The sequence below is a fragment of the Gaetbulibacter sp. M240 genome (genome assembly GCF_043876815.1).
Lineage (GTDB): Bacteria > Bacteroidota > Bacteroidia > Flavobacteriales > Flavobacteriaceae > Gaetbulibacter_A.
Window position 1 is genome coordinate 1,203,528 of the sequence record NZ_JBAWKA010000001.1, and the last position, 22,610, is coordinate 1,226,137.

15 protein-coding genes are annotated in these 22,610 nt (G+C 37.4%); 5 read left to right on the plus strand and 10 right to left on the minus strand.

Annotation, left to right across the window (positions count from 1 at the left end):
* Nucleotides 1-141 precede the first annotated feature (141 nt).
* Genes V8G61_RS05195 through V8G61_RS05205 form a run of 3 tightly spaced genes read left to right on the plus strand, consistent with a single transcriptional unit; the run spans nucleotide 142 to nucleotide 2,948 of the window.
* A complete protein-coding gene (locus tag V8G61_RS05195; RefSeq protein WP_394874403.1) occupies nucleotides 142-993 on the plus strand; it encodes a PPK2 family polyphosphate kinase in 852 nt (283 codons plus the stop codon).
* A 7-nt stretch (nucleotides 994-1,000) separates the two neighbouring features.
* A complete protein-coding gene (locus V8G61_RS05200) occupies nucleotides 1,001-2,383 on the plus strand; it encodes a M28 family peptidase (protein ID WP_394874404.1) in 1,383 nt (460 codons plus the stop codon).
* 40 nt (nucleotides 2,384-2,423) lie between these two features.
* Complete coding sequence (locus V8G61_RS05205) at nucleotides 2,424-2,948, plus strand: hypothetical protein (protein ID WP_394874405.1); 525 nt, start codon at nucleotides 2,424-2,426, stop codon at nucleotides 2,946-2,948.
* A gap of 4 nt (nucleotides 2,949-2,952) precedes the next feature.
* On the opposite strand, the gene V8G61_RS05210 is transcribed toward V8G61_RS05205, so the two are convergent.
* The 7 genes from V8G61_RS05210 to lysA form a co-directional block, all read right to left on the minus strand.
* Nucleotides 2,953-5,394: a TonB-dependent receptor domain-containing protein gene (locus V8G61_RS05210; RefSeq protein WP_394874406.1), complete on the minus strand. Its 2,442-nt coding sequence runs from the start codon at nucleotides 5,392-5,394 to the stop codon at nucleotides 2,953-2,955.
* Nucleotides 5,395-5,410: 16 nt separating this feature from the next.
* Nucleotides 5,411-6,826: an MBOAT family O-acyltransferase gene (locus tag V8G61_RS05215; protein ID WP_394874407.1), complete on the minus strand. Its 1,416-nt coding sequence runs from the start codon at nucleotides 6,824-6,826 to the stop codon at nucleotides 5,411-5,413.
* Nucleotides 6,827-6,878: 52 nt separating this feature from the next.
* Nucleotides 6,879-7,928, minus strand: a complete 1,050-nt coding sequence (locus tag V8G61_RS05220; RefSeq protein WP_394874408.1) for a hypothetical protein — start codon at nucleotides 7,926-7,928, stop codon at nucleotides 6,879-6,881.
* 14 nt (nucleotides 7,929-7,942) lie between these two features.
* A complete protein-coding gene (locus V8G61_RS05225; protein ID WP_394874409.1) occupies nucleotides 7,943-8,986 on the minus strand; it encodes a hypothetical protein in 1,044 nt (347 codons plus the stop codon).
* A 5-nt stretch (nucleotides 8,987-8,991) separates the two neighbouring features.
* A complete protein-coding gene (locus V8G61_RS05230) occupies nucleotides 8,992-10,332 on the minus strand; it encodes an MFS transporter (protein WP_394874410.1) in 1,341 nt (446 codons plus the stop codon).
* Nucleotides 10,333-10,602: 270 nt separating this feature from the next.
* Entirely contained in the window at nucleotides 10,603-11,325 is a 723-nt protein-coding gene (locus tag V8G61_RS05235; RefSeq protein WP_394874411.1) for a hypothetical protein, read from the minus strand.
* A gap of 319 nt (nucleotides 11,326-11,644) precedes the next feature.
* Nucleotides 11,645-12,880, minus strand: a complete 1,236-nt coding sequence (lysA, locus tag V8G61_RS05240; RefSeq protein ID WP_394874412.1) for a diaminopimelate decarboxylase — start codon at nucleotides 12,878-12,880, stop codon at nucleotides 11,645-11,647.
* Nucleotides 12,881-13,080: 200 nt separating this feature from the next.
* Between lysA and sucC the strand changes: the two genes are divergently transcribed.
* Entirely contained in the window at nucleotides 13,081-14,271 is a 1,191-nt protein-coding gene (sucC, locus tag V8G61_RS05245; protein WP_394874414.1) for an ADP-forming succinate--CoA ligase subunit beta, read from the plus strand.
* A gap of 34 nt (nucleotides 14,272-14,305) precedes the next feature.
* Here the strand turns inward: sucC and V8G61_RS05250 are convergent, their stop codons facing one another.
* Nucleotides 14,306-14,572, minus strand: coding sequence for a DUF1456 family protein (locus tag V8G61_RS05250; protein WP_394874415.1), 267 nt, complete (start codon nucleotides 14,570-14,572; stop codon nucleotides 14,306-14,308).
* 365 nt (nucleotides 14,573-14,937) lie between these two features.
* Here V8G61_RS05250 and V8G61_RS05255 point away from each other — a divergent pair, with 365 nt between their 5' ends.
* Entirely contained in the window at nucleotides 14,938-15,348 is a 411-nt protein-coding gene (locus tag V8G61_RS05255; RefSeq protein WP_394874417.1) for a TerB family tellurite resistance protein, read from the plus strand.
* Between the two features lie 67 nt (nucleotides 15,349-15,415).
* Here the strand turns inward: V8G61_RS05255 and uvrB are convergent, their stop codons facing one another.
* Entirely contained in the window at nucleotides 15,416-17,419 is a 2,004-nt protein-coding gene (gene uvrB / locus V8G61_RS05260; RefSeq protein ID WP_394874418.1) for an excinuclease ABC subunit UvrB, read from the minus strand.
* A gap of 25 nt (nucleotides 17,420-17,444) precedes the next feature.
* Nucleotides 17,445-22,604 carry a T9SS type B sorting domain-containing protein gene (locus V8G61_RS05265; protein ID WP_394874419.1) on the minus strand — a complete coding sequence of 1,720 codons (5,160 nt, stop codon included), beginning with the start codon at nucleotides 22,602-22,604 and terminating at the stop codon, nucleotides 17,445-17,447.
* Between the last annotated feature and the right edge of the window lie 6 nt (nucleotides 22,605-22,610).

Below are 22,610 nucleotides of genomic sequence, written 5' to 3' on the forward strand. Positions count from 1 at the left end.
ATTTTAATTAGCTTGAAATCAGTATATAAGGTGATTATTTGGGGTGTTTTTACCGATATTTTTGATCAGGTGATTAGTTCCTTTTAAATATGACAAGGGAATGAATTGCATTTTATATCTTTAAAGCTTAAAATAGCCTGTATGAACGATTATAAAGTTACTTCCAATATCATCCTCCATAAACGCGATACTAAAGTTATAATCAAAAAAGCCACAAAAAAATTAAAAAAAGTGAGACGTGCCCTTGGTGATTGGCAGAATACCATGTACGCTCACAATAAATATTCTGTATTGGTTTGTTTGCAGGGTATGGATACTTCCGGTAAGGACAGTTTGATTCGCGAGGTTTTTAAAGATTTTAATGCGCGTGCTGTTGATGTTACCAGTTTTAAAGTTCCCACGGAATTGGAATTGGATCATGATTTTTTATGGCGCCATTATATAGCACTACCGGAACGCGGTCATTTTGGGGTCTTTAATCGTACGCATTACGAAAATGTATTAGTTACTCGAGTGCACCCTGAATACATTTTGGGTGAGCGGCTTCCTGGAGTGGAAAGTATCGAAGATGTGAATGAAGCTTTCTGGGATAAACGATTTGATCAGATCAATCAATTTGAAAAGCATTTGGCCGAGAATGGGACTTTGATTTTTAAATTCTTTTTACATCTTTCCAAGGAGGAACAGAAAAACCGGTTACTGCGTCGTCTCCGGAAACAAGAGAAAAACTGGAAATTTTCACCTGGAGACTTAAAGGAACGTGAACTTTGGGATCGTTATCAGGAGTGTTATCAGGAAGCGATAAACAGAACTTCAAATTCACATGCGCCCTGGTACACGATTCCTGCGGATGACAAACCAACGGCACGTTACTTAGTGGCTAAAATTTTGTATGATACCTTAACGAAATATACTGATATTACAGAACCTGAGCTGGATGACGAGATCAAGGCGAATCTAGAAGCCTATAAATCAAAATTAAACAATGAATAATTACCCTATGAAGAAACTACTAATAGCAACCTTTTGTATTACATTTTTTATTTTTAACACCTCGCGTGCTCAAAGTGATGAGGCTGTTATAAAATCGCTTTATAATAATTCACTGACACAAGGGAAAAGTTATGATTGGCTCAATTATTTGTCTAATCAAATAGGCGGGCGACTCTCAGGATCCTTGAATGCAGAAAGAGCTGTTAAATGGACTAAAGAGGAGTTAGATAAATTAGGACTTGACAAAGTGTGGTTACAGCCAGTAATGGTGCCGAAATGGGTACGTGGTGGTAAAGAATATGCTTATATTGAATCAGCTTCTGGTAAGTCAACAACTGTTAACATTTGTGCCTTGGGAAGTTCTCTGGCTACCCCGTCTTTTGGTGTCAAAGCTCCTGTTGTTGAAGTTAAGACCTTTGAAGACCTGGCGAAAATGGGGAGCGATAGTATCCGAGGGAAAATTGTATTTTTCAATCGCCCGATGCGACCGGATTTTATTCTCACCTCTAACGCCTACAGCGACGCTAATGATCAGCGCACTAAAGGTGCTATGGAGGCCTCAAAATACGGAGCTGTTGGTGTTATTGTTCGTTCGTTGAATTTGCGTTTAGATGATTTTCCGCATACAGGTAACATGTCTTACGGCGATTTACCTAATAGTCAAAAAATTCCAGCAGCAGCCATTAGTACAAATGACGCCGAACTTTTAAGTACGATGTTGTCTTTGGACGAAGATCTTAAATTTTATTTTAAGCAAAATTGTAAACAGCTTGATGATGTGCTGTCCTATAATGTAATTGGACAAATTACAGGCAGCGAATATCCAGATGAATACATTGTTGTAGGTGGGCATTTAGATTCCTGGGATTTAGCCGATGGATCGCATGATGATGGTGCCGGTTGTATGCAATCCATGGACGTGTTACGTCTTTTGAAAATAACTGGAATAAAGCCAAAGCGCAGTATTCGCGTTGTTCTCTACATGAATGAGGAGAATGGTATGAGAGGAGCCTCAAAATATGCAGATTTAGCGAAACAGAACAATGAAAATCACATTTTTGCCCTAGAAAGTGATTCAGGTGGATTTACGCCGAGAGGTTTTAGCTTCGATTGTTCAGAGGCACAGTTCAACAAAATATCAGGATGGAAGACTTTATTTAAACCATATTTGATCCATTATTTTGAACAGGGCGGAAGCGGTGCTGATGTTGGAAAATTAAAAAATGGGACTACGGTTTTGGCGGGTTTAAGACCAGACTCACAGCGTTATTTTGACTATCATCATGCTGAAAACGACACCTTTGATGCCATAAATAAACGGGAATTAGAGCTGGGTGCCGCAACTATGGCCTCCATGATATATTTAATAGATAAGTACGGAACAAACTAATTTTAAGATGAGGTCTATTTTTTTAGTAATTTGTATTATAATGACATCAGTTTGTATGGCTCAAAATGATAATATATTACCATTTAGGGAAATTCCTGAACAAGCAGAAAGCTATACGGCAGGAAGTGTAGCCTCACGTATGATTGACGGTTTAGGCTTTCGGTATTATTGGGCTACGGAGGGCTTGAGGGCAGAAGACTTAGAATACAAACCTAGCGAATCCGGACGCAGTTCAGAAGAAACGGTAGACCATATTTTAGGATTATCCCAATTTATCCTGAATTCTTTGGGAGGAGAAGTAGAGTCTCAAAAGGATATAAAAAATCTGGGTTTTAATGCTATGCGAAAACAAACCTTATTAAATTTTCAAGTAGCTTCAGAGATTTTACGGAACACCAAAGACCTCATAAAATTTGATAATGAGCGTTTCCCATTTTGGAATATCATCAATGGTCCCATCTCTGATGCTATTTGGCATTGTGGTCAAATTATTTTGTTGCGTCGTGCCTCAGGAAACCCCTATAATTCAAAGGCAAGTGTTTTTTCAGGCAAACTGAGAGAATAGGTTATTATTCACTAATTCTGTTCAATTCCTCATCTAAACCACCTTCGGATTTTATTTTATTTTTAGCATTTTGATTTCCAAATTTATAGGTTATTCCTAAACCGAATCGCTGATTGTCCATGGTGTAAACCCCTTCTAGGTCGATACCACCATAATTTAAATAATAAGGGTATTCACTTTTGGTTCTAAAAATATCATTGCCTGTAATACGTAATTGGAGATTTTTGTTTAAAAAGTCTTTACGTATTCCAAAATTTAAGCCGTAATTTCCTTTTATGTAACTAGAACCTCGCCATATCCAGCGGCTATTGTGATTAAAGGTGAGTTCTAATAATATATCTTTTGGAATGGTGATCATATTCTGAAGTCTGTAATTCCATCCTGTATTTTCAATATCGATAACATTGTTGTTAACATTACCTTCAAAGGTTTCATAATAAAGGTTTCCAAAAATCAATACCTCCCAAAAATCAGCTAAGGTTAATGGATAAGTCAAGGACATGGCATAATTATTCGATTTTTGTACGTTTCTTGGTATGATCTGAGTTTTATTCTCATTCAATACCTCTACAATGTTAGAGAAAAAATCCTTGGTTTTACTGAATGCAAAAGTTGTAATAAGCTTTTGTTTCAAACTATAGGATAATTGATAATTCATAATATAGTTCGGTCTTAAAAAAGGATTACCCTTCCACACCACCAATTGACTCGTCGGGGTTTCAAATGGGTTTAAAGATTGATAGTTGGGTCTTGTGATCCGTCTTCCAATATTGAAACTAAAGTTATGGTCTTTTTGATTATCAAAAGAAATTCCAATGTTTGGGAAAAAATTGGTATAATTTCTTTTAACATCCTTATTCTCTACAGCAACTTCACTTGTTAATAAGCCACGCGAGTATGTGTTTTCAACACGAAGTCCGGTATTGAGGGTAAAGGAGTTGCTAATTTTAAAATTCAGGTTGGCATAAGCCGCAGCCACGTTTTCAGTGTATTCGAAATCATTACTCCTGGCTGGGTCCAAAACAGGATTATTGTTTTGATAATTATAAAAATAAAAACCATTTTGGGTTAAAATATGGGCATATTTAACGCCTATGGTGAAGGTTGTTTTATCCCATGATTTTTCGAAGTCCATTTTTCCGGACCATAAATTTATTGTGTTATCGGAATCAAAACTTGTATCCTCTTGAGAGATAACAGTAGTTCCGTCTGGTTCGAAATAGGTATTTGGCTGAAACGTATTTCTATCACTTTCATAGGTCCCTGCACTAAAATTAGTGGTGAGGCTGGATGATTCTCCAATGTTCCAAAAATGATTTAAATTAAAGATATAATTACTAGAATTACCTGTTCTAAAAGATTGAGATTTCAATATTTCCTGAAACTCCCTAGGCACATCCTGATAAATGTTGGTGATGCTATTAAGTTGATTATCAGTTTTATTGTACACAGCTCTTCCATCAAAAGTAAGGCGTTGATTTTTAGAAAGTTCAGCCTGAATTCCGAATCCTACATTGAGAGCGTTGGTTATTTTTGGCTCTCTTGAACTTAATTGAAGGAAATAATTGTTTTGGTATTTGTCGTCATCAAATCGTTCTAAATAATTTAAAGAGGATTGTGAAAGATCCAAGTTGGTTTTTATTTTTTCTGAACCAAAATTTAGAGATAAATTGTTGTTGTATCGATATTCTACACCTTTTGTTCCATTCGAACTTATACTACCATTAAATCCAGTGGCAATATTTCTTTTTAACCGAATATTAATAATACCTCCGGTACCTTCGGCGTCGTATTTAGCCGGTGGGTTTGAAATAATTTCAATGGAATCGACATTGTCTGAGCTCATACTTTGTAAAAAGGAGATAAGGTCATCTCCTGAAAGTCGCGACTGGACATCATTGATGTAAATTTGGACATTTTTCTTTCCTAATAAAGAGATACTGTTATCGATGTCTAAAGTAACCCCGGGCGATTGCCGTAATAAATCAAGACCATTGGTTCCTGATGCGCTTGGACTATTAGCAACATTAAATACTAGCTTGTCCGGTTTCACCGTGATCAATGATTTTTTTTGGGTAATAACCACTTCATCAAGTGTATTACTGGCCGGTTTTAACCTTATATCGGGTAAAACTTTGTCTTCTCCAGGGGCAATGGCAAACAATGACGTTTTATAGTCTTCAAATTCTAATTGTTTAATTATCACGGTATACTTACCCGGATAAACGTTCTTAAACTTAAAACTTCCCTCGGTGGTGCTTATTGTACTCTTTACGAAAGTTGAGTCGTTTTGAAAAAGAACAATCGAGGCATATACCACGGGATCACCTGTTTCTGAAATAAATTTACCCGACACGGATCCCGTATCAGTAGTTTGTCCAAACACTGAGGGTAAGGTAAAAGTATAAAAAAGTAGAACTGGGGCTATTATAAAGAGTTTTCTCACTATTAATTTTTGAAATTTAAAATTGGAAATAAATGAATTGCTCCCCGCTTCCTTGTGCTATGATGATCAAAAAGGTCATAATGGCCCAAACACCACCAAGGACGTAAGGCGAGACTTTTAAGGATACTTCTTTCATAGATGTATTTCTCATAATCCAATGGCATAGAAATAAAATTCCTATTAAAACACTTACTTTTAAAATGGTAAAATAGCCTAATATTTTTTCTCCATCCGGGTTCAGGTAGAACATAGATTGGATCATATCCCAGGATTTTTGAAAACCACGAGCTCTGAAGAATACCCAGGTGATATTCACACAGGTAAAGGTGAGGAAGGCCAGGAATATTCCATTCCATTTGGTTATTTTAAATGGCATATAGCGTCGTTGAAGACGCTCTAAGATCAGGTATGTACCATGTAAGCCTCCCCAAATCATAAAGGTCCAGGCTGCACCATGCCATAAACCACCTAACAACATGGTTAACATAAGCGCTACATATAACCGGGTTAAACCATGACGGTTTCCTCCTAAAGGAATATAAAGATAGTCTTTCAACCAACTTGATAAGGAAATGTGCCACCGACGCCATAGATCCGAGAATCCCAATGAAGCATATGGATATTTAAAGTTATCTGGTAAAATAATTCCCAACATTAAGGCAATCCCTATGGCACAGGTTGAATATCCTGCAAAGTCAAAAAATATTTGTCCTGAAAAGGCCAGAGTTCCAATCCATGCATCAAGGCCATGTAGCACTTTATCCGTACCAAAAACGGTATCAGATGTACCAGCTAATATGGTATCAGCCAAAACTACTTTTTGAAACAAACCAATGGTCAATAAAAAGAGTCCCCAGATGAACTGGTTTGCCGTAGCTTTCTTTTCTTCATAAAATTGACCGATTAATTCTTTCGCTCTTACTATAGGACCTGCAACTAATTGCGGGAAGAATGTAACGTAAAGCGCAAAGTCTAAAAAGGTTCTAGCCGGCTGAATTTTTCGTTTATAAATGTCGATGGTATACGACATGGTTTGGAAGGTGTAAAATGAAATACCCATAGGCAGTATGATATCCATTGGTAGTGCCTGAAAATCAATACCGATGAGATTCATGAGTATTACAAAATTTTCTAGTAAAAAGTCGCCATATTTAAAAAAGGCCAGGAAGCCTAAATTCACGAACATACTTAATAGTAGCCAATATTTTCGTTTTCTATTATCCTCAATGACAGCGAGCTTTTGCCCTGCTGTCCAATCGACAATAGTTGAAATCCAAAGCAAAATAACAAGTGGGGGATTCCACATGCCATAAAAAATATAACTGGAAAGCAAAAGCATTCTTTTTTTACCTGTCCAGTTTAAAATGGGTGCGTAGTATAGGGCAAGCACAATAACTAAAAAAAGTATAAAACTTAATGAATTGAATAACATGATTGGTTGGTGTTAGGTTTGTGATTATTTTTTGTTTGTGGTTTGATTTTACCTATTTAAGTGCGTATTCTGGTTTTTCAGATTTTAACACACCATCTTCGATCATTAACTTTAATAATGTCTTGGTGAAAAAATCGGCATCTTCTCCACTTAGATGTGATTCTTCAGGACATGTGAGGTCCTTAAAGATATCATAATCTTCAAAATGGTAACTTGGACCATTAGTTTGTTTTATAAGATCATCCCAAAAACTTTCTCTGGGTAGGACCATATTCTCACCCATTCGGACTCCACCACTTGATGGGCAACGCAACAGCACAACAGTGCCATTGCGTTCAATAAACTTGTTGTAATCTTTTAAAAAGAAGGCCATAGTGGACTCTTTGTCCGGTGGTGGCGCACCGCTACCAAAGAAATACCAAACTTTTTTAATACTATTGGCAAAAGCTGTATCCGTAAGCGTTCTACTACTCATACGCATGTTTCTGGGGATGGTAACGTCTCCAAAATTATAAAAGGGAGGGATATCCGGCTCACCGGCTCGATTACCTATACTTATGCCACGTAATAAGGATTTTAAATCAATATCATCACTCCATTCCTCTTCATCGGCAGACATAAAAGCTAAATTTTTCTGAAGAGGTACAGAGAGTTTAAAATTCAATTTTTGTGCATAAGTTTGACCCTCATAATAATCGATCTTGGATTGAGCGCGTTTCCAAGGAAAGGCCCCTGGATAGGTAGTTGAAAACAGTAAACCAGGCGCGACACCTATAATGATGGTACCATCAAAATCAGTGTTATTAACAATATCATGAAATGTAGGAAGTGGTGACGATCCGGTTGAGGATAACTGAATGGGATAGCGTCCTGCCACTTCTTTGAAAGCGTCTTGTTGAATGTCAAAATAAGCTCTTGAAGAACCCAATATAATAATATCTTCTTTTGTGGCTTTTTCAACTTTTGAGCGTTCTAAGGCCCATAGTGCTTTTTCATCATTTAATGTGGGATAGTATCCGGCACTTCGCCAGTACAATTCCCAACAAACAGTTGCTATTAATGTTATAGCAATAGCAAAAATCAGGGTATTTTTTAATTTCATTTTGGTTGGTTTGGTTAATTGAAATCTTTTAAGTGGCCATCGGCAATAAGTTTTTCTACCATGTCTTTTGTATATAATTTGGCGTCATCACCATACATATGCGACCAATCCGGTAGCGTATATTTAGACATGAATTCGTAATCTTTAAAATGGTATGTTGGACAATCAATAACGGCTGCGAACTTATCCCATACTTTTTCTTTTGGTAATAATCTCATGGCAGCCTTATTCCAGGGTTCTTCAGATTTGTGCCTGATAAATATAACCTTGCCGCCACGGGCTTTAAAATCATTTATAATACGGATGTAGTCATTAATGATATTAGGAATATCATTTTCTACCGTTTCATATTCCGGTAAATAAGGTAAAAATTTATTCCAGGCATCAGTAATGCGCTTGGCAAAGGCGGGATCACTGCGCATAGGAGGTAACATGATCAAGTTTCGGTCCTCATCGTGATAACTGAAATTATAGAGTCCAAAAGGTTCGTCATTACCCCGCCCCGGGATGTATATACGCCCTATTAAAGATTTTAAATCCAGATCATTGTAAAATTCCAATTCAGAAGAAGTTAAAAATACTAAATTCCGTTCCAGTGGCTTACTTAAGATATAGCCCAGTTTTTGAGCATTTGTGCGGTTGTAGTAATAATCAACCCATTGTTTCGCTCCGTTGGCCCAGCTATCGTTTGGGTCGGAAAACCACATTAATGGTGTAATTCCAATTATTAAAGTGCCATTAAAATTAGTATTGTACACAATATCCTTCAAGAAGGGCCGCGGAGGTTTTCCATCGGCCGCTAAGTTAATAGGTTTTCTACCCTGTGTTTTTTCCCAAACATGAGTATTAAAATTAAAACCGGTGCGCGAAGCACCTAAAATCACAATATCATCCGAGGTTGCCATCTCAACTTTTTTTCGGTGTTCTGCCCAAAGGTTTCGGTCGTCCTCAATAACGGCTCTGTAAAGATCTGGTTTTGATCGCCAATACATTTCCCAACAAAAAATTCCTGTGAATGTGAGTGAGATTGCGAGTATGAGGGAAAGTCTTAAATTCATAATTTCTAATTAGTAATCAAGTCAAGTTTATAAATCGCTACTTTATGTTTTTTAAAATTTATGAATAGCATGGTAACAAGGCTTATGGCCGGTGATAGCGCAATAAGCATAAAGATCTGATCCCAACTAAAAGTTTCTTTCAAGGTACCCACAAGATCGCTTCCATAAGCTCTTCCCATATTGCTAATGGCCATATATAGGGTGAACTGAGTGGCAGCAACACGTTTAAAACTTAACTGCATAGCAGAAGCAAAATACCCTATAGAAATAAATACAGAGAGTTGTGTTACAATTAAAATAAAACTGAATATAATTGTTGTATATCCCCAAAAGGCACTTAACGAGGTCATTAGAAAAAGGGATGCTATAAAAGAAGTAAGATAGATGCTTAACATTTTTTTCTCCCCATAAAAATCAACTAAATAGCCGCCAACGAACATTCCAAAAAGGCCACTCACTACGGTCACTACTGAATATAATTGGGAATAAGATGTGTTGGTCCAACCTAATTCTTGAATGGTATAAATAGGTAATAGGGTATCCATAAAACCATTAAGCAAACCATTGAAGCATATGGAAGGAGCTAAAAATAAGCTTGACGGTAAAATAAAGACCTTGAAAAGGTTTTTTAATATTTTTTTCCAACTTTTAAGTTGAATGGATTTACTAATTTGCGATGCTTTTCCTTTGGTCCAGGGTAATAGTTTTTCCCCAGGACGCTCCCTGAAGCCTAAGGGGATAAGGATAAAAAAGGCAAAAGCTACAGACATAAAAGGAATTGCGGTTGAAAACCCTAAAGTGTTTATTAATGCCGTGCCACCTGCTAAAGTAAGGGCGACACCAATAACTTTTGAACCCCACATGAGTCCGTTGGCTCGCGCTTGCTGGTGCTCAGGAACGAGTTCTACGGCCATACCATCGGTAGCAACATCCTGAAAAGCCCCAAAAAAACTAATGAAAAATCCGGCGATCATTAAACCCGATAAATTATTTAAGGGGTCGGGAATAAGGCCTATAACTAAAAAACTAATAATTAGGCATAACTGGCCAAAAATGACCCAAGGGCGTTTTCTACCCATGGAAAGTATGGTGAATCGATCCATTACAGGCGCGATAAGAATTTTGAAACTCCATGGTATACCAACAACGCCAACATAGGTAGCTATTTCTGTTGGAGTCTTACCATTCATTGCTAACCATGCCGGAATAGCATAAAAAGTTATACCCTCCGGAGCACCCTGAGCTAAATATAATGCGGAGAAATTTAAATACCTTAAAACAGCATTTTCGGATAGGAATAACTTTCCATCCCTACCTAATTGAATAGCACTCCTAAACGCATTCATCTAAAAAGAGTAATTAGATAACGAATATTCGAGAGGTTCACATAAAAAACCGTCATTGTTTTAACGATCTGGTAGTGGTTTAAAAATGTCATTTAAATTAGTCTTTTGTTATAGCTATCACTTAAAAGACCTAGGGAAAAGTTTTTAATATTAGTTAAAATATTGAATATTAACAAGAAAATAAGATCGAATTACATCAACCACGGTTAAATTAAAAATAACGCTTAACATTTGTTAAGCGTTATCCTTGATCTTGTAAGTTAAAATAATTTAGAAGGACATATCCTTGTTTAAGGAATAGATATATGTCCATTCACTTTCAATGGCCCCACTCATTTTCTCTCTTAAAGCCTCAGTTTTACTTTTACCGTTTTGCTTTTCGTATATTTCCCAAACACCATCTCGATCAACGTCCATACCGGCGAAGTTCTTAAATGGTACTGCCACAAAAAAATCAGCTGCATCCGGACCGCCACCTTGCATACTATACCAGGTGCCTCTTTTGTTGCCTTCAGCCTTTTGCAAGGATGAGGATATTTCATTTACGACCGCCATAAAATCACGTGGCTTTTTAGCTTTTACATTCCATACCCAAACAACAGTATTGTCATCAGACATGGTAGTGCTTACTTTAGGTAAGTTGCTAGCAATGTTAAAATTGGCGCTTTTCACGTTAGGCATAATTAAATTTACAACATGCATGCGGCAAGCTTTAGCAGCTTCATCGGCGCCTTCATCCATTTCGGCCCAATTAGCCATTCTACTGGTTAGGGCATAAACGGAACCTTCTCCCTGAACACGGCTCCACATATTCCAGGGATTTTCACCTTTATTGTCTTTGTAACATTTTTTCCAAGTTTTAACACCTTCCATAAATTGGGCGTTGTGACCTTGTTTTACCGTGATCTCGGTAATGTTTAACAAATAGGATTCGTCATCCTGTGATACAGCTATTAACGGTAATAGCAATAAAAAAAGAAATAATTTTCTCATAATTTTAGTTGGTTTTAATTGTTTATTTATAAATGGTTGTTAGAAAAAAATCTAACGGGTACTTTAAAATTAAAATCAATCTTTGGGAGCAGGGTGGTTAGTCCTTAAAAATTATGAGGCCATAAACAATGTGTTATTTAAGTAGTAAACACACTTAAATATGGCTATTAGAAAGTATTAGGAAGTTTATAAATATAGCTAAATTTTTGAATAAACAAATGAAATTCTATGAAAATCAATATATTATATTGTAATTTATAGCTAAAAATAAAAAAAGCCTTCGTAAGGATGAAAGCTTTTTTTGAAATTTATATGGTGTTTATCCGGGTTGAACTTGAGCTTGTTTCAACTTGAAATCCACCTTTATTTGATTACGCAAAATATCTTCGAAGGTTTCTCTCTTTCGAATTAAATGGGCTTTATTATTGTACCACAAAACCTCTGCAGGGCGCAATCGGGAATTATAATTGCTCGCCATTGAAAAGCAATATGCACCGGCATTTTTAAAACATAAAATATCACCTTCGTTTATTTCGTGAATCCTTCTGTTGTTGCCAAATGTGTCGGTCTCGCAGATATATCCAACTACCGTGTAAAAACGCTCTCTACCTTTAGGGTTTGAAATATTAGTGATATCGTGATAAGACCCATAAAACATAGGACGAATCAGATGATTAAAACCGGAATCTACTTGAGCAAATACCGTTGAGGTGGTTTGTTTTACAGCATTTACAGCAGTAAGGAAATACCCAGACTCACTAACCAGAAACTTACCCGGTTCAAAAGCGAGCGTGAGGTCCTTACCATATTCTTTACAGAACGCATTAAAACGTTTGGCTAATTTACTTCCAAGTTCCTCTATATTGGTTTCGATATCTCCTGGCTTGTAGGGCACTTTAAAACCGGAACCAAAATCTATAAAGTCTAAGTTTTTAAAATGTTTAGCGGTATCAAAAAGAATTTCGCTGGCGTATAGAAACACTTCAATATCTAGAATATCACTTCCGGTATGCATATGGATACCATTAACATTCATTTTAGTGTTTTCCACGATCCGCAGAATATGCGGAATCTGATGTATGGAAATACCGAATTTTGAATCGATATGTCCCACGGAAATATTACTGTTTCCGCCTGCCATAACATGAGGGTTAATCCGGATACAAACCGGAATATTAGGGTGCTTTGTTCCAAACTGTTCTAAAATTGAAAGGTTATCAATATTGATTTTCACACCTAATTTAGCAGCGGCTTCAATTTCATTCAACGAGACCCCATTCGGAGTGAATATGATTTGGTCGGGTTGGTATCCGGCTTCCAAGCCCAGTTTTACTTCTTGTATGGAAACCGTATCAATTCCCGCCCCAAGACCATGTAAAAGTTTTAATATAGAAATATTAGATAGCGCTTTTACGGCATAATTAATTTGTAATTGAGGCACTTGCTTAAAGGCATTCGTTAGACGATTATATTGCGAGATTATTTTCTCGGCATCATAGACGTAAACCGGACTGCCATATTCATTAGCGATATCGAGTAACTGACCTGGTTTCATAAATCTTAAATTTTTGTCAAAGATATTTTATTCATATAAATAAAAAATAAATACTTTAATAATTATCCAATTTAAACATTTTGTTAAATAATTAACATAACTGTGTTTGCTGTATTTTGAAAAAGTTTTCAGTGGTATTTATTAGGGTAAGTAAGTGGTATTATTTACCTTTGCAACTCTTAAAAACGATTAAGCAAGTTATGAATTTACACGAATACCAAGGTAAAGAAATATTAAGCAGTTATGGCGTACGCGTGCAACGCGGCATTGTAGCCCAAAATGCTCATGAGGCTGTAGCAGCTGCAAAACAATTAACTTCTGAAACGGGAACCAAGTGGTACGTTATTAAAGCTCAGGTTCATGCCGGTGGTCGAGGTAAAGGCGGCGGTGTTAAGCTAGCTAAAAATATACAAGAGGTTGAAACGATTGCCGGGCAAATCATTGGAATGAATTTGATAACGCCTCAAACCTCGGCTGAAGGTAAAAAGGTGCATCAGGTTTTAATTGCTGAAGATGTGTATTATCCTGGTGCTAGTGAGCCAAACGAATTTTACATGTCAGTGCTTTTAAACCGGTCTACTGGGCGAAATATGATCATGTATTCCACAGAAGGTGGTATGGACATTGAAACTGTGGCAGAGGAAACACCGCATTTAATATTTAATGAGGAAATTGATCCTACGGTTGGTTTATTACCATTCCAAGCCAGACGTATCGCTTTTAACTTGGGTTTATCAGGAACCGCTTTTAAGGAAATGACCAAGTTTGTTTCGGCATTATATACAGCCTATGTGAAGTCTGATTCGTCCTTGTTCGAGATCAATCCGGTTTTAAAAACTAGTGATGATAAAATAATGGCTGTTGATGCTAAGGTAACTATTGACGATAATGCGTTATACAGACATAAGGATTATGTGAATTTAAGAGACCTGCGAGAAGAAAATCCTATAGAAGTTGAAGCGAAAGAAGTTGGATTGAATTATGTTGATCTTGACGGAAATGTGGGTTGTATGGTTAATGGCGCCGGTTTGGCCATGGCGACTATGGATTTAATTAAACAAGCGGGTGGCGAGCCTGCCAACTTTTTAGATGTTGGTGGAACAGCAGATGCTGCTCGTGTTGAAGCTGCCTTTAAAATTATATTGCAAGATCCTAATGTTAAGGCTATTCTAATTAATATTTTCGGAGGTATTGTACGTTGTGACCGTGTGGCTCAGGGCGTTATTGATGCTTACAAGAACATGAAGTCTATTAACGTACCTATTATAGTACGTTTACAAGGAACAAACGCTGATATTGCTAAGGAACTTATTGACAATTCAGGTTTGGATGTTTTAAGTGCTACTCAATTCCAGGAAGCTGCTGATAAGGTACAGAAGGTTCTAGCTTAGATCTGTGTAGCATAAAAGATTGTAAGAGCAACGTTTATTCGTTGCTCTTTTTTTGTTTCTTTAAATTATCTTTTTCTGGCATCGGACCACGTAAATGAATGACCAACCCATTTAAAAAATTTCTTAAAATCTGATCGCCACATTCCATATATTTGGGATGATCTTCGCGTCTGAAGAAAGCCCCAAGTTCGCTTTTAGAAATTCTGAAATCTACCAGTTTCAAAATTTCGATAATATCATCATCACGAAGTTTCAGTGCAACGCGTAATTTTTTAAGAACATCATTATTTGATAAGGCCATTTGCGTAATTTCTTTTTTGAATGTATTTCATCGATTTCAGTAAGCTTAGAGCGCAAAACTGACGTTTTGACTTCTGGTGCAAAGATACAGGAAGTATGCGAATAAAAAATCTGTAGTACTAATCATATAATTATAAAATTAAAACATTGAAAATCAATTATTTGAATTTTTAAAAATCATACTACTTATTCGTTGTTAAAAATGACAAAATGCAAATTTGTTAGACGAATTTTATTTTAGGAAGATGAAATAAATAAATTAAACGATAAAATACGCCTCAGTTTTCGATAAGTGACAAATTATCAACGATTAATAATAGGGACTTCTTCTTAACTTTAAAGTGTAAATTAATTAATCCCCTCAATATGGTTAATCGAGTAGAAAAGCTCAGCTTATTATCGGAAATGATAGCCTTTGCTAAATATGATAAAGAAATAAAACGCCTGGAATATAATTTTCTTTTGGGTGTTGCAAAACAATTAGAAATCACACGTGAAGATTTTGATTACCTCATTGAGAATCCAGTTTCATATGTGCATTTAAAATCACATAGTGAGCGTATTGTTCAATTCCATCGATTAGTTTTATTGATGAATATTGAACAGAGAGTTTATGAAAGTCAAAGGTCTGGTGTTGTAAAACTATATAATTTTGGATTAAGAATGGGGCTAAGTCATGAAGCCATTACAAAAGTGCTTTACCTTATGGAAAGTTTTCCCAACAAAATTGTACCACCAGATGTTCTAATAGATGTATTTAAAACACAATACAATTAAAAATATTTGCTAAGATTAATTTAATAATGTGTTGAGTCCTTCAGGGATTTTATAGAAAAGCTAAAAGTTATACTTTTAGCTTTTCTAGTTTTTCTTTATATCCTTTTATTTCATCCCGAAGTTGGGCAGCTACAATAAAGTCTAAAGCTTTCGCAGCTTCCTCCATCAATTTTCGTTTTTCCTTTATTTTCTTTTCCAACTCCGGTTTGCTTAAATACAGGCTCTCAGGTTCGGCTGCTTTGGCGGCTTCCAACTCATATTTATAAGTACTTACGGAATTTTTAGCTAAGGCGTTGTCGAGTGTTTTGTTTAAAGCTTTTGGTGTGATATTGTGCGCAGTATTATACGCCGTCTGTTTTTCCCTACGATAATTGGTTTCATCGATGGTCTTTTGCATGCTGTTTGTAATTTTATCGGCATACATGATGGCTTTTCCATTGAGGTTTCTGGCAGCTCTTCCTACGGTTTGAGTTAAGGAGCGCGCAGAACGTAAAAAGCCTTCTTTATCGGCATCCAATATAGCCACAAGGGATACTTCGGGAAGATCCAGACCTTCACGTAATAAATTAACCCCCACCAGAACATCAAAAAGCCCTTTTCTAAGGTCTTGCATAATTTCAACGCGTTCCAAAGTATCCACATCACTGTGAATATATCGGCAACGGATCTGGATTCTTTCAAGGTATTTCGTAAGTTCTTCAGCCATTCGCTTCGTTAATGTAGTGACCAAAGTTCGTTCATCTTTTTCAACCCGAAGTTGAATTTCTTCAATGAGGTCATCAATTTGATTTAAACTAGGGCGCACTTCTATTACAGGATCGAGCAAACCGGTAGGTCGGATGACTTGTTCCACATAGACGCCCCCCGTTTTTTGAAGTTCATAGTCGGCCGGTGTAGCACTAACATAGATCACCTGATTTTGCAAGGCCTCAAATTCTTCAAACTTTAAAGGTCTGTTGTCCATAGCAGCCGGCAAACGAAAGCCGTATTCCACCAGGTTTTCCTTTCTACTGCGATCGCCCCCGTACATGGCATGTACCTGCGAAATGGTGACATGACTTTCATCAACAACCATCAAATAATCATCGGGAAAGTAATCCAATAAGCAAAAGGGGCGGGTTCCCGGTGCCCGACCGTCCAAATAACGGGAGTAGTTTTCAATCCCTGAGCAATAGCCTAATTCACGGATCATTTCGAGATCGAACTCTGTCCGTTCTTTCAATCGTTTGGCCTCTAAATGTTTTCCGATGTCTTTAAAGTAATCGTACTGTTTTACCAGATCGTCCTGAATATCCTTTATAGCGTTTTGTAAAACATCCGGTGAGGTTACGAACATATTGGCAGGATAAATATTAAGACGATCATATTTCTCGATCACCTCATTGGTTTGTATATCGAAAGCTTCAATATCCTCAATTTCATCTCCAAAAAAATGGATCCTAAAAGCATCATCGGCATAACTTGGGAAAATATCTACTGTATCGCCCTTAATTCGAAAATTACCATGATTGAAATCGGCTTCTGTTCTTGAGTATAAGCTCTGAACTAAACGGTGTAATAATTCAGTTCTCGAGATCTCCTGATCTCTTTTTAAGGTAATCACATTTTTTTGAAATTCTACAGGGTTACCGATACCGTACAAACAAGACACCGAGGCGACCACCAATACATCACGACGTCCTGAAAGTAGGGACGAAGTGGTGCTCAAACGCATTTTTTCTATTTCTTCATTTATGGATAGGTCTTTTTCAATGTAAACCCCGGTAACAGGAATATAGGCTTCCGGTTGATAGTAATCATAATACGACACAAAATATTCTACCGCATTATTAGGGAAAAATTGTTTAAACTCAGAATATAACTGGGCTGCTAGAGTTTTGTTATGTGCTAAAACCAAAGTTGGCTTCTGGACTTCCTGGATCACATTGGCCACGGTAAAAGTTTTACCGGAACCCGTTACCCCTAAGAGGGTTTGGTATTTTTCGTCGCTCTGAATACCTCCTGCCAATTGATTGATGGCTTGGGGTTGGTCACCAGTAGGTTCGAATTCAGATTTTATTTTGAATTTCATGATGCAAAATTAAACAAAATAAGTCTTATCGCTTTAATGCGAAATGACCGGTAAATGTTCGTCCATCTTGAAGTTGTACCCGGAACCAATAATCGTCTCCAGGAAGTGGACGACCATTGAAGGTTCCATCCCATCCGGGCGAGGTGGCCAAAAGTTGTTTGAGCAATTTGCCGTAACGATTATAAATAAAAATGAGACTATTAGGCTGCACATTACTACTAATACCCCGGATCTGCCACAAGTCGTTTATACCATCCCCGTTGGGTGTGAAATACTTAGGGTGACCCACTACAGAAATAGGGATCTCAATGGTTCCACAGATGGCATCTCTGATGACCAAAGTGTAAAATCCACCTCTAACATTTGTGAACACTGGCTCTGACTGGAAATTTAAAAAAGAGTTGTTTTCTTCTTGCAAGGCAAACTCGTAATTGCCACGACCAATATTATCGGTATTAATGCTTACCGTATTATTCTCCGAGATATCAACAATGGTAATATCATCTCTGGTTGTATTAGCTATTTCAGAAGCTTCTACTATGATTGTTCTGGTTCTGGAACAATTGGTACCATCAGTTTTTGTCAGTGTTACGGTATAACTACCAGGTGTATTAACGTTTGCTAAAATAGAATTTGTGCTTATCAGGTTGCCTTCAAAATACCATTCATAATCAAAAGATTCAGAAGTGTTGGCTTCATTTGGATCCAGAGTGATATTGAAGGTTGGATCTGAAGTACATACAATTTGCGGACTATCCACTGAAAATTCAGGTAAAGGATTTACAACCAAATCTAAAATTGTTGTAGCAATACATGCGGTATTGATAGGGTTTACCACATCAATCTGAATGCTTTGATTACCACTAATTAAGGGATTAGGTAATGTTGTTCCTTGAGTGATCTGCTGACCGTTCTCATCGATAAAGGAATAAAAAACAGCCATATTGGTTTGGGTTCCTAAAACCATGTTACTTACCGAAGCAGTATCAAAAGTATAACGACCATCATTATCCAGATCACCTGCATCACCATCGCAAACTATAAAAGGACCAACAGGATTAGCCACTGGTTGTTCATCCACTATAAAATTGAGGGTTGTTTCATCATAACAGGGGCCATTTGGATCAGCTGTGGTATTATTCGTTACTCGAATCGTAATGGTTTGGGTTCCCGAAAGAAATGGGTTCGGCAACGGACTTGGAAGCGGATCGCCAAATTGGTCGGTATAGCTTACCGTTACATCGGTCGGATTTTGAGTTCCTAAAACCGTGCTTTCAATTGTCGAGGTGTCAAATGGAAATAGACCATCGTTATCATCATCACACTGTCTTAAAATCGTTACAGGGTTCGCTATTGGTAAAGGTTCTACAGTGAGTAGAATATGAGGTCCGAGTCCTAAACAATCATTAGATATTTCACTATCGATGCGGACATAGATAAATTGTGAATTTGGATATCCTATATTGCGATAGTTAGAAATGTTGGTGATCTCATTTTCTTCCGCCAGAGCATCCGCTTCATTTCTATAATAGCGCGGAGGTGTAGGGTTTTGGCCTGCAGGAATCAAGTTTCTAATAGCTGTATCGGCCGCACTAAAATCGAAAGTTGCTATACCATCTCTGTCATTATTATCCGTTGTATCGTTTCCGTTAAGGTCTAAAAAGTCATCACATTCATTATATGAAATTAAAAAACTGGAAGGAATAGATGTCGTAGACACTTTTAGTTGAAGTTCTGCTGTACTGGAACACCCGAAAAAGCTTTCAATTCGAGCCCAAACAACATCGTTACTAACGATTCTGTTCTCGTACGTCGTTGGATTGCTAATATAATCGGGACTTGTGGTATCACCTTCAATAGCTGCAGCTTGCGTCGTATAAAATGAAAAGGTCTCATTTGCGGCATTTGAAGATATTTTTTCATTGGCTTCTGTTAGGTTGAAAAAACTAAACCCTAAGGTGTTTAAATCATCATCGTCACACTGTATCAATTCAACAGGCGAATTTATAATGGGTAAGGCATTTACAGTCAGGGTGATGGTATCAGAATACAACCCACAGCCATTTCCGGAACTATTTAAAAATGCCCGGTAATAATAACTATTAAAGGCTAAAGGCGAATTAGTTATAAGCAAGCTATTGGTTTGAGAGGCACTGTAAATGGCGTCGTCAGTGATAATATTCCAAGTAACACCGCCATCTATGGATACTTCCCATTGAATGGTGCCGTAGCTTGAAGAGATAAGTGAAATATTGTTATCTGACCCTTCGCAAACTGAGATATCACTGGGTTGTACATCAATGCTTATTGGAGCTGCAATTAAAACGTCGGGATGCGGGTTAGTATAGCCGTCGCTCGCATTGTTAACAAGACCCTTTGGATCTACTATTGGTGGCACATCCCCTAAAAGGTTATCGCCATTACCATCTGAGAAATCGGCCTCTATAACATCACTGCATCCATCGTTGTCACTATCTAAATCCTGATAGCTAAAAATAGAATCACCATCAACATCGTTTGGTGTATATCCAATTTGGTTGCTATCAGCGGCAGTTTCAGCGTTATCATCCCAACCATTGCTTCCGAAAGGTCCGTCAACCATACCATCCATATTGGCATCCTGAACCAAATTAAAGGCTCCGGATTCGATCCAATCAAAAATACCATCATTATCACTATCCAGATCGTAAAAATCAACCACACCATCACCATCGGTGTCTACAGCTGAGGCATTAACATCAAAGGCGTCATCCAAACCGTCACCATTAGTATCTACTCCGGAAGGCGTTTGTAAAACTCCTGTAAATTCAATAAAATCCGGTAAGGCATCATTATCGCTATCTAGGTCTAAAGCGTCTTGTAGCCCATCACTATCAGTATCTCGAGCCACGCAACTAGCAGTGAGTTGAAAGGTCGCCTGATTACTTTCAGTATCAGAAGTGTTGGTATGTATGTATGTTAGGGCATCAACATTATTAGCATAAAAGCCAAATGTTCCCGAGCCTAAAGGAAGTGCGCCGCCATTGACCTTAAACCGAATTTCGAATGCAGAAACCATGGTAACACCACTTTCATAAACACCATCATAATTGGTGTCGATTAACAGCTGATCATCCGGGTCTAAAAGTGTTATTGTGCGGGTATTAGGAACTCTAATAATGAATGATTCATCCGGACTAATTTCTCCATTTCCAAGGCTCGTTACATTTCCGTATTCTACTAATAAATTTAAAGGTTTATTGAAGGCTAAATCGTAGGTAACACTTGTAGAATTTGTATTTGTTTTAAGTGGTACATCACTTTGAAAAGTACCATCAGAAGTTCCTGAAATTGGTGAAATGGCATTTCCGCCAAAGGTTGTTACATTTCCAATGAAGGCATAAGATCCCACCGCGATGGTTCCGGAGTAAGGATCAGTTAGATCGATATTCTGATCACCAAAAGATTCTGTGCAATTTAGAATACCGTCGTTATCGTTATCAATATCTATATTATCGGGAATACCATCATTATCAATATCATCAGGACAAAGTCCAACCGGAATCTCAAAGGATTCAAGCGTTGTTCCCGTACAATTGATAGTTCCTATTAGTTTATAATTTCCAATGGCTGTAGGCTGAAATTGCAAATTCTTGTTTCCGGTAGCAACATATCCCGAACCATCATCATAATACCATTCAAAACTATCAAAACTATTTTCATTTGCAACCTCCAAAGTGATGTTGCCAAGACAAATGCCCAGTGCATTAAAATTAGGCATAAAATTTATTTCAGGCGGACTAGGGAACCCCGAGTAAAAACTTCCTGAAGTGGCAGCGGAATTATAATTAAAATAAGCGCAGTACAACTCATCGTCACATTCTACAGAGATATTACTGTCTATCCCGGTAACCTTATAGGTCACATAATCTGGATTTCCTGAGACTTGTAAAGGACCTTGAATATTGGAAGTGATAGGAACCCCATTTTGTTTAATTATTAAAGTGGCACCAACTTTTGTTACAATAGTAACTCCACCGGGAAAATAGGCTGACCCGATACTATCTATAAAGGGAATATTATCAATATTTCCCTTGGTTTCACAACTAAGCGGCGGCACAAAGAACATTCCCTGATTCGCCTCTGAAGCTGTTGCCCCGATACCTTGATAAGCAAAAACAGGGTTGGAAGCCTGTACATACATATTGCCTTCGGGGCTGAAATTATTACCTTCAATAATAAAAAAATCTCCAGCGTTTATTGTGGCCACTGGTCCAATGCCATTAATATTTATAGAGGTATTATCATAATGGGCTACGATCAATACATTTTCCCAGTCATTCTCACCATCACCTTTAACAAAAATATAATCGGTACCTACCTTAGATAAACCAACGATTTGATCAATGCCATAATCCCGGCCATTGCCGTTATGAAAACTTCCATTAGCGGATCCGCAGTTCACTACAATGGGCTTATCAGAAGTTACCAAGGCGCCGATTAATCCGGCACGGTTATCTAAAGCAGGATCAGTAGAAATATAATTTTCGGAAGTTGTAGCCACGATATAACTCTCCCCTTTGTCGAGAGTAGTTGTAACGGGCTTAGTCCCATTATAATTGTCAATCAACACATTAGCAGGAATATCACTAAAATTGACTATCGTATTATCTTCAGTAGCCATGACCGAAATAAAATTCAGGTAATTGTTTTGCGGGTTTTCATTATTGTACATGCCTGCTCGAAACACAGTTCCCAGGGCAGCAAGTCCTTTACTAACCAGAGCACCTGCCTGAGGTGGGTTGGTGCCTCCCCCTGCAAGCATTCTTATGGAAACATATATTGGGCTATCCGCTTCAATAATAAACCCTTTATTATTCATTACCAGACTAGTCTGGTTAGCCGGCACAAAGAGTTGACCATAATCGGTAGCTACAGGTATCTCTATGGGTTGTTGATTTGAAACGACACCTGAAATATATCCTGATACTCCCAAACCAACAGGTTTTACAGTATAATTTACTTCTGCAGTACTTGGTGTGGAAATATATATGAACTGATCGTTAGGATACGCATTTCCAAGTTCAGCATTCGTTAAAGGCGGTATGTAATGTGTTTTGCTAAGCTGGGCATTTGCAAGAAGTCCTAAACTTATAACAACTAAAAAACAAATGTTTTTTAAATACTGATTTATTTGGTGATTCATAGCATT

Bases quoted from the DNA above. Each gene is read 5' to 3' on its own strand.
- V8G61_RS05195 (WP_394874403.1), top strand. From the start codon at position 142: ATGAACGATTATAAAGTTACTTCCAATATCATCCTCCATAAACGCGAT.
- V8G61_RS05200 (WP_394874404.1), top strand. From the start codon at position 1,001: ATGAAGAAACTACTAATAGCAACCTTTTGTATTACATTTTTTATTTTT.
- V8G61_RS05205 (WP_394874405.1), top strand. From the start codon at position 2,424: ATGACATCAGTTTGTATGGCTCAAAATGATAATATATTACCATTTAGG.
- V8G61_RS05215 (WP_394874407.1), bottom strand. From the start codon at position 6,826: ATGTTATTCAATTCATTAAGTTTTATACTTTTTTTAGTTATTGTGCTT.
- V8G61_RS05220 (WP_394874408.1), bottom strand. From the start codon at position 7,928: ATGAAATTAAAAAATACCCTGATTTTTGCTATTGCTATAACATTAATA.
- V8G61_RS05225 (WP_394874409.1), bottom strand. From the start codon at position 8,986: ATGAATTTAAGACTTTCCCTCATACTCGCAATCTCACTCACATTCACA.
- V8G61_RS05230 (WP_394874410.1), bottom strand. From the start codon at position 10,332: ATGAATGCGTTTAGGAGTGCTATTCAATTAGGTAGGGATGGAAAGTTA.
- V8G61_RS05235 (WP_394874411.1), bottom strand. From the start codon at position 11,325: ATGAGAAAATTATTTCTTTTTTTATTGCTATTACCGTTAATAGCTGTA.
- lysA (WP_394874412.1), bottom strand. From the start codon at position 12,880: ATGAAACCAGGTCAGTTACTCGATATCGCTAATGAATATGGCAGTCCG.
- sucC (WP_394874414.1), top strand. From the start codon at position 13,081: ATGAATTTACACGAATACCAAGGTAAAGAAATATTAAGCAGTTATGGC.
- V8G61_RS05250 (WP_394874415.1), bottom strand. From the start codon at position 14,572: ATGGCCTTATCAAATAATGATGTTCTTAAAAAATTACGCGTTGCACTG.
- V8G61_RS05255 (WP_394874417.1), top strand. From the start codon at position 14,938: ATGGTTAATCGAGTAGAAAAGCTCAGCTTATTATCGGAAATGATAGCC.
- uvrB (WP_394874418.1), bottom strand. From the start codon at position 17,419: ATGAAATTCAAAATAAAATCTGAATTCGAACCTACTGGTGACCAACCC.
- V8G61_RS05265 (WP_394874419.1), bottom strand. From the start codon at position 22,604: ATGAATCACCAAATAAATCAGTATTTAAAAAACATTTGTTTTTTAGTT.